This window comes from Caproicibacter fermentans, from assembly GCF_009746625.1.
In the GTDB taxonomy this organism is placed as follows: Bacteria; Bacillota; Clostridia; order Oscillospirales; family Acutalibacteraceae; genus Caproicibacter; species Caproicibacter fermentans.
Genome location: NZ_VWXL01000047.1, coordinates 70,838 through 81,829 on the forward strand (window position 1 = coordinate 70,838; position 10,992 = coordinate 81,829).

The 10,992-nt window shown below is 50.0% G+C and carries 10 protein-coding genes; 6 read left to right on the forward strand and 4 right to left on the reverse strand.

Going from position 1 to position 10,992, the window contains the following annotated elements; genetic code table 11:
• The first annotated feature begins 6 nt into the window (after positions 1-6).
• The gene (locus tag CAFE_RS07110; protein WP_066648845.1) at positions 7-540 is read left to right on the forward strand and encodes a Chromate resistance protein ChrB; all 534 of its coding nucleotides are present in this window, start codon (positions 7-9) and stop codon (positions 538-540) included.
• 183 nt (positions 541-723) lie between these two features.
• Complete coding sequence (locus tag CAFE_RS07115) at positions 724-1,962, forward strand: MFS transporter (protein ID WP_233452740.1); 1,239 nt, start codon at positions 724-726, stop codon at positions 1,960-1,962.
• Between the two features lie 96 nt (positions 1,963-2,058).
• Here CAFE_RS07115 and CAFE_RS07120 read toward each other — a convergent pair whose 3' ends face one another.
• Positions 2,059-3,222 (reverse strand): ROK family transcriptional regulator, encoded by a 1,164-nt coding sequence (locus tag CAFE_RS07120; RefSeq protein WP_066648846.1) that lies wholly within the window; start codon positions 3,220-3,222, stop codon positions 2,059-2,061.
• 138 nt (positions 3,223-3,360) lie between these two features.
• Between CAFE_RS07120 and CAFE_RS07130 the strand changes: the two genes are divergently transcribed.
• Together CAFE_RS07130 and CAFE_RS07135 are read left to right on the forward strand one after the other, a co-directional pair.
• A complete protein-coding gene (locus CAFE_RS07130; RefSeq protein ID WP_066648849.1) occupies positions 3,361-5,118 on the forward strand; it encodes a solute:sodium symporter family transporter in 1,758 nt (585 codons plus the stop codon).
• Complete coding sequence (locus CAFE_RS07135) at positions 5,115-6,623, forward strand: sulfatase-like hydrolase/transferase (RefSeq protein WP_066648852.1); 1,509 nt, start codon at positions 5,115-5,117, stop codon at positions 6,621-6,623. The genes CAFE_RS07130 and CAFE_RS07135 overlap by 4 nt, the downstream gene beginning before the upstream one ends.
• Positions 6,624-6,705: 82 nt before the next feature.
• On the opposite strand, the gene CAFE_RS07140 is transcribed toward CAFE_RS07135, so the two are convergent.
• A complete protein-coding gene (locus tag CAFE_RS07140; RefSeq protein ID WP_066648855.1) occupies positions 6,706-7,575 on the reverse strand; it encodes a LysR family transcriptional regulator in 870 nt (289 codons plus the stop codon).
• A gap of 115 nt (positions 7,576-7,690) precedes the next feature.
• On the opposite strand from CAFE_RS07140, the gene CAFE_RS07145 reads away from it, so the two are divergent.
• Together CAFE_RS07145 and CAFE_RS07150 are read left to right on the forward strand one after the other, a co-directional pair.
• Positions 7,691-8,263, forward strand: coding sequence for a chromate transporter (locus tag CAFE_RS07145; protein ID WP_066648859.1), 573 nt, complete (start codon positions 7,691-7,693; stop codon positions 8,261-8,263).
• On the forward strand, positions 8,264-8,836 hold the full coding sequence (locus tag CAFE_RS07150) for a chromate transporter (protein ID WP_066648861.1): 573 nt from the start codon (positions 8,264-8,266) through the stop codon (positions 8,834-8,836). It begins immediately after the preceding gene.
• Between the two features lie 171 nt (positions 8,837-9,007).
• Here CAFE_RS07150 and trpA read toward each other — a convergent pair whose 3' ends face one another.
• Positions 9,008-9,811, reverse strand: coding sequence for a tryptophan synthase subunit alpha (gene trpA, locus CAFE_RS07155; RefSeq protein WP_066648862.1), 804 nt, complete (start codon positions 9,809-9,811; stop codon positions 9,008-9,010).
• Positions 9,798-10,991: a tryptophan synthase subunit beta gene (gene trpB / locus CAFE_RS07160; RefSeq protein ID WP_066648868.1), complete on the reverse strand. Its 1,194-nt coding sequence runs from the start codon at positions 10,989-10,991 to the stop codon at positions 9,798-9,800. Before trpB ends, trpA begins: the two co-directional genes overlap by 14 nt.
• Position 10,992 lies beyond the last annotated feature (1 nt).

The window sequence follows — 10,992 nt, forward strand, 5'->3', positions numbered from 1 at the left end:
GAAAGCATGAGCAGGGAATTTCTGGTTTTTTCTTATAAACTGCCCGGCAGCCGGTCCAACAGCCGGGTCTATGTATGGAGGGCGATCAAGGAATTCGGAGCGGTATTCCTTCAGCAGGGGGTTGTGCTGCTCCCCTATCGCGATGATTTGCACACCTCCCTTTCAGCCCTTCGAAAAAAGGTGATCTCTTTTGGGGGAATCTCAACTCTGGGAAAGCTTCAGTTTTTGGAAGAGGACGACGAAGCAGAGATCGTTTCCGAATTTACCGGGCAAATCGACGAGGAATATCGGGAGTTTATCAAAAATTGTCAGGCGCTGATCGATGAGCTGAAGCATGAAAATTCCTGCGGGGATTACAATTTTTCAGAGGTTACCGAGAACGAAGAAGAATACAAGAAATTTCAGCGCTGGTACGAAAAAATCGGAAGAAAAAACTACTTTCAATCCCAGTTGAAAGCTTCGGCGGCGGACGTCTTAAAGGAGGCAAAAAAGGAGCTTCAAACGTATTCGGAGGAGGTCTTTAAACGGGACGCCACTTGACGCCGCTTAAAGTAATGAGCCGCTTATCCCCGCCGCCGCATCTTCGCGGCGGGGGTTCTTTTTTTTTAATAACTTTTCCCTTGACTTTTTTGTAATGATCGTTACAATATTATTATGTAATGATCATTACAAATACCTATTTTACGCGGAACGCGCGCCCCGAGTAAAAGACAAGGAGCAAAATTGAGAAAACAGTTTGAAGCATACCGTATGTATCTGATCTTCTCCTGCTTGTACGCACTGTTCTACTCGTTAAATTCGACGGTTACGATGGTGTATCAGGTAGAAATTCTTCACTTAAGTCCGTTGCAGCTGGTTTTAACCGGCACGGCTTTTGAAGCCTCCTGTTTTCTTTCCCAGGTTCCCACCGGGATTGTGGCGGACCTTTACAGCCGAAAACTCTCCGTGATTCTTGGAGTCGGTCTGACCGGGCTCGGATTCCTCATTCAGGGAAGCATTCCAAGTTACCCGGCCGTCATGGCCTCCCAGGTTTTTCTTGGAATCGGTTCCACCTTTATCGATGGAGCTCTTGAGGCCTGGATTGCCGATGAGGACCGCGCAAAAGGACTGAATACGGTCTATCTGAGGGGCGCGCAGTTTGGACAAATCGGCGCGCTGGCGGGGATTCTGCTGAGCACCGTTCTCGGCAATCTATCGCTCGTTCTTCCCATCCTTATGGGCGGGGGGCTGATGCTGACACTGTGCCTGTTCTTAGCTCTTTCCATGCCGGAGGTCCATTTCCACCCCGCCGCCCCGGAGGAACTGAATTCCTTTCAAAAAATAGGGTTCACCCTGCGGTCGGGAATAAAAATCATAAGGACAAAAACAGTACTGCTGCTTCTCCTGTGCATGGCTCTGTTCACCGGCCTTGCAAGCGAAGGCTACGACCGTCTGAACACCGATCATTTTCTGAATGATACCACTCTCCCCCGCCTGGGAAATTTGAAGCCTGTGACCTGGTTCGGGATCTTCGGAATACTGGTCATGCTTCTCAGTACTCTTGTCATGCAGTTCGCAGTAAAAAGAAAGAAAGCTTCGTCGTCCCTTGGGTCTGTGGAACAGTTGTCGCTGATTAATTTTTTCTATCTTCTGAGTATGCTGCTTTTCGGCATTACAAGAAATTTCAGTCTGATGCTTCTCTCTTATCTCACAATTAATACCTTAAAGGCCTTGAACCGGCCGATTCTCAGTGCGCTGCTCACCAACCAGATTGACAGAAGCGTCCGGGCAACCGTTCTTTCGACAAACGAGCAGGTCAACTCGCTGGGAGAAATTCTGGGGGGACCTTTGATCGGGCTGCTTGCGGAAAAGTTTTCGGTTGGTTTTGGCATTTCCGCAACGGTGATCTTTTTGATTCCGGTGTCTCTTCTTCTGCTGATCATTAGAAACCGGGAGTTAAAAAATCCGGCGGAGCAAACCTGAACGCACCGTTTCAGTAATTTCCCGAATCGTTTCATCTGTTTCAATCCGAGCCTTGCAGGGGTTCGGATTTTTTTATGCGGAATCGTTCCGCCGTACTCAAATATGCTCCAGAAACGAATGGACGCATAAAGCCGCCGGGGATAATTCCATATTTTTGAGCGGAAGTATTTGGATCATATCATAAATCGGAGTTAACTGATACTCATAAATAAATGTTTTAAAGTATTCGGAAAAGCGGACGGAAGAAAACAAAGTCCCGACAATCATGATCTTATGAATGTCGATCAGCGTATGGGCGTTAATGACGGCAATCGCAAAATATCTGGCATTCCGTTTCAGCAATCGGTTGATTTCGATGGAACCGTTGTCAGCCGCTTTCAGAATCAGTTCCAGAGAAATATTTTCTGCGCTGCCTTCACAAAGGCCATACAATTCCGGGCACCATTCGGGCGAGAATTGTTCCGTGATTTCTTTTGTCATCCTGTCGATGGAAATGACGCTTTCCAAACAGCCGCGGCGTCGGCACAACGGACAATAGTCACCCTCCGGGTCGATGATCGTATGGCCGATTTCCATGGAAAAATAGGATTCTCCGCGGTAAATTTCTCCGTCTTTCAAAAAGGTGGCCCCAATACCCGGCTGCATGTATTTAATAAAAATAAAATTATCTTCGTCGGACGTCATCTGTTCCAGCAATGCGCTGCAGCGGATTCCGTTATCCATGACCACGGGAATATGCAGCGCTTCTTCCATAGGCTTTCTGACTGCCACCGGAACGTTCCAGATTCCGTGAATGCTTTTTTCACCGTCCGTCAACCCCTTGATACTAACGCCGACGCCGATCAGTTGAGAAGGAGAAATTCCGGCCGAAGCAATTAGTTCACTAACGCAATTAATTATCTTTAAGATATGCCGATTCCCGTCGGGGTCAATCGAAAGGCGGCTGGTTTTCATCGGGTTTAACGCCATATCCGTCAATACAATCGCTGTCGTATGATGGTTGATGGTGACGCCGATGCAATACGCGGCATTCTGATTGATCGCTATCTTGATTTCTCTGCGGCCGGCTTTTCCGGTTACAATCGCTTTTGTCTCCTGAATCAGCCGATCCTGCTCCAATTCCCCGCAAAGCTTCGTGATGACCGACGCGGACAAGTGAAGTTCCTGCGCAATACGCTTTTTGGATAAGTCTTTTTTGCGATACAGCAAGGTTAAAATATCCCTTTTATTTTTCTGCTTGATCTCGTAGCTATGCGCCATACATTTTCACCTCAAAGTAATATTAGCAAAAAAGCCAAAAATTTTCAACTTTATTTACTTGACATAGTGAATCAATTAAAGTATTATAATGGTAATATAATTTACTTGGTAAACTATATATTTAAGGAGGCAGTTGTAATGACAGCATGGGCTCTTGGTTCTTTCGTCTTTTTTACCGCTTTGGTAGCAGTGATTTCCTGGTGGATGACACGCAACGACAACTTATCGACCAACACAGGATATTTTCTGGCAGGCCGCAGTTTAACGGGTGTTGTAATCGCAGGTTCCCTTATTTTAACAAACCTGTCCGCAGAACAGCTGGTCGGAACAAACGGCCTCGGTTTTCAATCCGGCCTTTCCAGCATGTCGTGGGAAGCAACGTCCGGCGTTACTTTGGTATTTATGGCGCTGATTTTCCTGCCGCGTTATTTAAAGGGAGGCTTTACCACCGTCCCCGATTTTCTGGAGGAACGTTTTGACGAAGGAACCAGAAATCTGGTGACGGCATTGTTTTTGATGAGCCTTGCGCTCGTCACGCTGCCCATCGTGCTCTATGCCGGCGGAATTGCCCTGAATTCCCTTTTTAACGTGGGGGAATTGTTACATATGGATTCTGCAAGCTCGCTCTGTTTCGTCATCGCGCTGATCGGTATCGTTGGCGGAATTTACGCGATTTTCGGGGGGCTGAAGGCCGTCGCGGTATCGGACACGATCAACGGGATCGGGCTGCTGATCGGCGGTTTGCTCATTCCGATCCTGGGGCTGCTGGCTCTTGGGAACGGCAATTTGATTGCAGGCTTCAGCAGTCTGATTGTCAACAGTCCGGAGCGGATGGATTCCCTGGGTTCGGCAAAACTCCCCGGCACCGCTCCTCTTGGCACTCTATTCACCGGGATGATTCTGGTCAACACGTTCTACTGGTGTACCAATCAGCAGATTGTTCAGCGCACATTTGCCGCCAAAGATTTGGTTGAGGGGCAAAAAGGCGTCCTGCTTGCCGGGTTCATTAAAATATTCACCCCCATTATTCTGGTCATTCCGGGAGTGATCGCCTATCAGCTGTACGGATCCGAAATTAAAAACATCGACTCCGCCTATTCCGTTCTGGTCAACCATGTATTGCCCGTGCCGCTCATCGGCTTCTTCGGCGCCGTCATGTTCGGCGCGGTGCTGAGCAGCTTCAATTCCGCGCTGAACTCAGCCGCCACCATGTTTTGCATTAATGTTTACAAACCGATTTTCAACAAAAACGTGTCCGACAAAAAGCTGGTTTTCATCGGCAAAGTATTTGGTATTATTCTTGCAATCTTCTCGATTCTCGTGGCGCCGCAAATCGCCAAGGCGCCGAACGGTCTGTACACGTTTATGAAGAGCGTGATGGGCTTCTTCAATATTCCGACGCTGGTTGTCGTGTTAATGGGCTTTGCGACAAAGAAGGTTCCGCCCATCGGCGCTAAAATTTCCATCGCGTTCTTTATTGCCGCTTACGCGTTATATAAATTTGTGTTCCCAATCCCGATCCATTTTCTCTATGTCTACGCGATTCTGTTCCTGTGCTGCATCGCGATCATGCTGATTGCCGGTAAGATCGCGCCGATGAAAAAAGAATACCATCAAAAGGATGTCGGCCAGGTAGACCTGACCTCCTGGAAATATGCAAAACCGATTTCGTTCATGGTCCTCACGACAACCCTTTATGTCTATTTCCTGTTTTCTCGCTTTGGAATCGTGTTCCACGGCGAAAATTACGGCGGGCGCTTCACGGTCATAACACTCATTTATCTCGTTCTGTCCGCCGCCGGGTTTGTCTATATTCGGAAACGTCACAACAAAGTCTTTCTGGAAGAAAGGTCTCAAAAAAATGAAGAAGCGGAAGAGGGAGTAAGAATTCAATGAAAAAAAGACAAGTTGTACTGATTATGACGGATACAACGCGAAAAGATATGCTTGGCTGCTACGGAAATCAAAAAATGAAAACCCCAAATCTGGACCGCATGGCAAAACAGGGAATAAAATATGAAAACGCTTACACCTGCCAGCCCGTATGCGGCCCGGCACGCTCCGCGATTTTTACCGGGACATTCCCTCACAGCAACGGCGTCGTCACAAACTGCGTTCCGTTTGGAGCGAATGTGAAAACAATCGGCCACCGCCTGACGGATCATGGAATTCACTGCGGTTATGTTGGAAAATGGCATCTGGACGGGGGGGACTATTTTGGCCTGGGTTCCTGCCCGGAAGGTTGGGATCCGGATTACTGGTACGACATGAAATGCTACCTGAACGAGCTTTCCGATCAGGACAAAAGCCGTTCCCGCCGCATGGAAACGGCTTTTGACCCTGATTGGACCGAAGGAATGACCTATGCCGGCCGCTGTACGAGCAGGGCCCTGGATTTTCTGGAACGGTATTGGGATGAAAACTTTTTTCTGACGGTTTCCTTCGACGAACCCCACGGGCCCTGCATCTGTCCGGCGCCGTGGAACACCATGTACGACGGCTTTCAGTTTGACGATAACCCAAACTTTCAGGATGATTTATCAAAAAAGCCGTTTTTTCAGCAGCTTTGGGCCGGCGATGCGATCCACCAGCCAAAAGAGGAGATCAATCACCCATCCCGCGCGCTTTCTCTGTTTCTGGGCTGCAACAGTTTTGTCGATTACGAAATCGGAAAACTTCTTGACAAAATCGAGGATCTGATTCCGGACGCTCTCGTCATTTTCACTTCTGATCACGGCGACATGCTCGGGGCTCACCGTCTCCAGATGAAGAACGCGGCGCCTTACAAGGAAATCGCCAATATTCCCCTGATCATAAAAGGGGGAGAACGCGGCAAAACCATCCGGTTCCCGGCTTCTCACATTGATCTGGTCCCCACAATCATGGACTATATGGGACTCCCCCTCCCCCATTTATTGGAGGGAAAAAGTATGCTTCCGCAAATAAAAAATTCCGGAAAAAAGATTAACGACAATGTATTTACGGAATTTACCCGTTACGAAGTCGATCACGATGGATTTGGCGGGCTGCAGATGACACGCGCCATTGTAAATGAAAAATACAAGCTGGTCATCAATCTTCTCGACAGCGACGAGTTCTACGATTTGGAGCAGGACCCCTGGGAGGTGGAAAACCGCATTAACGACCCGGCATATCAGGCGATCCGCAGCAAAATGCACGATTTGCTGCTGGACCACATGAACCAAACCCGGGATCTCTTCCGCGGTTATCAATGGGCGTGCCGCTCCTGGCGCCCCGAAAAGAAGGCCGCCTGGGCCAATTCGGGATTTACCCGTCAGCGGGAAAATGAAGAATACGAGCCACGGCAGCTGGATTACGATACGGGTCTGCCGATGGAGAAAGCCACGCGGATGAAAACCACGAAGGACGAAAAAAACTGACGCACGGCACACACAGGGGACGCGGCTCACGTCCCCTGTTTCATTGAGCGAAGGGTCCGGGAGCCGCTCGCATTGCCGCGCTTTAACCGGTTACCAAACGGATAAAAGCCTGCGCCGATTGGGAAAGGTGCTTATCCTTATGACGAATTACGGTAAAGCTACGTTGAAACTTGGTATGCGGAATGAAAATTCTAACCAGCCGGCGCTCCTCCAGCTCCCGCTTTACCAGCTTGTGCGGAAGAACAGATACCCCCATTCCGCAGGACACCGCGCCGATAATGGCTTCCGTACTGATGCTTTCCCACGCGGGGGCTGCCGTCAGCCCGTGCGTCAGAAGCGTGCTGTCGAACAATTCGCGGGTTCCGCTTCCTTTTTCGCGCAGAATCAGGGTTTGCCCGATCAGTTCCTCCAAAGATATTTCCTGAGCTGCGGCCAGCGGATGATGCGCGCCGCAGACCAGAACGAGCTCGTCCTCCATAAAACTTTTGGAAACAATATTTTCCGAGTGTATCTGCCCTTCAATCAGCGCAAAATCCAGTTGGGCCAGCAGGATTTTATCTTCAATTACGCTTGAATTGTCAATCGTGACGCGAACCTTGACGTTGGGGTATTGGGGAGAGAACCGCGCGATATATTGTGAAAGCAGGCAGGTGCCGATTGTAACGCTGGAACCGACCCGAAGCATCCCGAAAGAATCCCAGTCCTTCACCCCGTTTTCCATTTCATCAAACAGCGAGACAATCTGTCTGGCATACTGCAAAAACGCCTTTCCCTTTTCCGTAACAAAGAGTTTTCTGGAGATTCTGTCAAAAAGCTTGATTCCATAATAGTTTTCCAGCTCTTTGATTGCGAGGCTGACCGCCGGCTGCGCAAGGCCAAGGTTCCGCGCGGCAGCCGTAACGCTGCCGCAGTCGCAGACGGCGGCAAATATCTTCATGTGCCGTAAGGTCAACGTTCTTCCTCCTGAATATGAAAAAAGATATGATTTTGATAATATTATATTATTTTACTTATAAATTATCAAGTTGTATAATAAAATTAATATTGATAGATGGAAGGATTTTTGAATGAACAAAGGATGGAAATTTTACTGGAAATTATTTTCCTCAACATTCTATTTAAGCGCCTTCACCTTCGGCGGAGGCTATGTCATTGTCCCGCTGATGCAGAAAAAATTTGTGGACGAATACAAATGGATTGAAGAAAAGGAAATGCTCGATCTGGTTGCCATCGCCCAGTCCACACCGGGGGCCATTGCGGTAAACGCCTCTATTCTGATCGGCTACCGTCTGGCGGGACTTCCCGGCACCTTTGTTACCATTTTGGGAACCGTTCTGCCGCCGCTGATCATTCTTTCCGTCATATCGTTTTTTTATGTTTCATTTCAGAAAAGCACGGTCGTTAAATATGTTCTGCGCGGCATGAGCGCGGGCGTGGCGGCGGTGATCGCCGACGTGACGGTCAAAATGGGAAAAGATATTTTCCGTGAAAAAAGCATTTTCACCGCTTCGATTATGATTGTCTCCTTTTTGGCGGTTACGATTTTTGACGTGGACGTCAAGCTGATTATTCTGGTGTGCGGCCTGCTTGGTCTGGCAAACGGCCTTTTCCACAAGCTGAGCAAAAAGGAGATGAGCTGATTGGTTTATCTGAAATTATTCTGGAGCTTTTTTCAGATCGGACTGTTCAGCATAGGCGGCGGCTACGCGGCCATGCCGATTATTCAGGCTCAGGTGGTCGACTTAAACCATTGGATGTCCATGAAGGAGTTTGTCGACATCATCACGATCTCCCAGATGACGCCGGGTCCCATCGCCATCAACTCCTCAACCTTTGTCGGGATGCGGATCGCAGGAGTCGCCGGGGCCGTCGTCGCTACCATCGGATGCGTCGCCCCCTCCTGTATCATCGTGCTGACCATCGCTTATTTCTACTATAAATACCAGGATCTTTGGGTGATCAAGGGCGCCTTGAAGGGCCTGAGGCCGTCCGTGGTATCGCTGATCGCGTCGGCCGGATTATCCATCCTGCTGATGGCTTTATTTAACGGAAAAGCCTCCTCCTGGCTGAGCGCAAATCTGTCGCAGTTTGACGTCGTGGCGGGAATCCTTTTCATCGCGGCATTTATCATACTCAGAAAGTTTAAAGCGAATCCGATTACCGTAATGCTCGGCTCCGGCCTTATCGGATTCATCTGTTATCAATTTCTTTAATCTTCCTTCCATCGTATTGCTATACGGCAAAACATCCGGATGCGGCAAAAGCAACCCGCATCCGGATGTTTTTTGATTATTTGCGTGTTTTTGAGCGGACTGGTCGCATCGGATGTCTGATAGAAAATTCATTTTCTTTCAATGCCGGCTCCGTTTTTCAGACAGCGTCTCTTATGATTCCGACTTTACGCCCTTGACCGCCCCGCAAAGGGACTTTACAAAATCCGCAGCCGGGATGACGGAATTTGCCCCCTCGCGTTCCACGATTTTCACAAGGGCGCTGCCCACGATCACGCCGTCGCAGTAAGAGGCCATCCGCTCTGCCTGTTCCGGGTCGGAAATTCCGAATCCCACGGCGCAGGGAACCTTTGCGGCCCGATGGATCGCTCCGAAAAAGGCGTCGAAATCAGTCGTGAACCGATTCCGGGTCCCGGTCACTCCCGTGGATGAGACGCAGTAAAGGAATCCTTTTGCGGAAGACGCGATCATCGCAATGCGCTCGTGGGAAGTCGGGGCCACCATGCTGATGGAAATCACGCCGTATTTTTCCGCCGTACCCAAAATTTCGTCCCGCTCTTCAAACGGCATATCGGGCACAATGACGCCGTCCACGCCGTTCGCTGAACAAAGCCCGAAAAATCGCTCTTTTCCAAACCGAAAAATACTGTTCAGATACAGCATTAATAGAATCGGCTCGTCGGTTTTTTTGCGCAGTTTTTTCACAAGCGCAAAAATTTTTATCAAAGTCGTACCCGAATTGAGGGCCCTGCTGCTGGCTCTTTGAATCACCGGCCCTTCCGCCACAGGGTCCGAAAACGGCACGCCGATCTCCATAAGATCCGCCCCCGCCGAAAACATGGCAAGAACCAGTTTTTCGGTCGTTTCCAAATTTGGGTCTCCCGCCGTCACAAACGGGATCAGCGCTTTTTCCCCTTTTTCTTTTAGCTGTGCGAACTTTCGGTCAATCCTGTTCATTAAGCTTCACCCCCCTGTACTTTGCAATTGAGGCAACATCCTTATCCCCGCGGCCGGAAAGATTGATCACCAGAATTTGATCCCTCCCCATTTCAGGCGCGATCCGCATTGCGGCTGCGACAGCATGCGCGGATTCTATCGCCGGGATAATTCCCTCCGTTTTGGAAAGATACTCAAACGCACATACCGCCTCCTCGTCCGTAACCGGAACATATTGCGCGCGCCCGCTTGCGGCAAGCTCGGCGTGCTCCGGGCCGATTCCGGGGTAATCCAGCCCGGCGGAAATGGAGTAGACCGGCATGATCTGCCCCTCGTCGTTTTGAAGGAACAGCGATTTCATCCCATGGAAGATGCCGGCGGACCCCTTGGTAACCGTCGCCGCGTGAAGCGCCGTATCGACCCCCCTTCCCGCCGCCTCCGCGCCTACCAGACGAACACCCCGCTCGGGAATAAACTCATAAAACGCGCCCATTGCGTTGGAACCGCCGCCGACGCATGCAACCACGCAGTCCGGCAACCTGCCCTCACATTCGGAAAGCTGCCCTCTGATTTCCTTTCCGATGACCTTTTGAAAATCCCGCACCATCATCGGGTAAGGATGAGGCCCCATCGTCGAACCGATCAGATAATAGGTATCCTCCACATGGGTCGCCCAGTCTCGCATTGCTTCGTTCACCGCGTCCTTCAGTGTGCCGGTGCCCGACTCCACTCCCGTCACTTTTGCGCCGAGCAGCTCCATGCGGTATACATTCAAAGACTGGCGCTCCATATCTTTCACACCCATAAACACTTCGCATTTCATCCCGAACATCGCCGCCGCCGTCGCGGTCGCCACCCCGTGCTGGCCCGCGCCGGTTTCGGCGATGATTCTTTTTTTGCCCATGCGCTGCGCCAGAAGAATCTGCCCGAGCACATTGTTGATCTTATGGGCTCCGGTATGATTCAAATCTTCGCGCTTGAGGTAAATTTTCGCCCCGCCAAGGTCTCCTGTCATCCGCTTCGCGTAGTAAAGCGGAGACGGGCGATTGGCATAATCGCGGTACAGTCTTTCCAGTTCGGAGACAAATTCAGGGTCTTTGCTGTAAGATTCGTAAGCTCTTTCAAGCTCATGAACCGCGCTCATCAGCGTTTCCGGCACATATTGTCCGCCGAATTCGCCGTATCTTCCGACTTTTTGCATC

Bases quoted from the DNA above. Each gene is read 5' to 3' on its own strand.
- trpA (WP_066648862.1), bottom strand. From the start codon at position 9,811: ATGAACAGGATTGACCGAAAGTTCGCACAGCTAAAAGAAAAAGGGGAA.
- CAFE_RS07145 (WP_066648859.1), top strand. From the start codon at position 7,691: ATGAACAAAGGATGGAAATTTTACTGGAAATTATTTTCCTCAACATTC.
- CAFE_RS07135 (WP_066648852.1), top strand. From the start codon at position 5,115: ATGAAAAAAAGACAAGTTGTACTGATTATGACGGATACAACGCGAAAA.
- CAFE_RS07110 (WP_066648845.1), top strand. From the start codon at position 7: ATGAGCAGGGAATTTCTGGTTTTTTCTTATAAACTGCCCGGCAGCCGG.
- CAFE_RS07120 (WP_066648846.1), bottom strand. From the start codon at position 3,222: ATGGCGCATAGCTACGAGATCAAGCAGAAAAATAAAAGGGATATTTTA.
- trpB (WP_066648868.1), bottom strand. From the start codon at position 10,991: ATGCAAAAAGTCGGAAGATACGGCGAATTCGGCGGACAATATGTGCCG.
- CAFE_RS07130 (WP_066648849.1), top strand. From the start codon at position 3,361: ATGACAGCATGGGCTCTTGGTTCTTTCGTCTTTTTTACCGCTTTGGTA.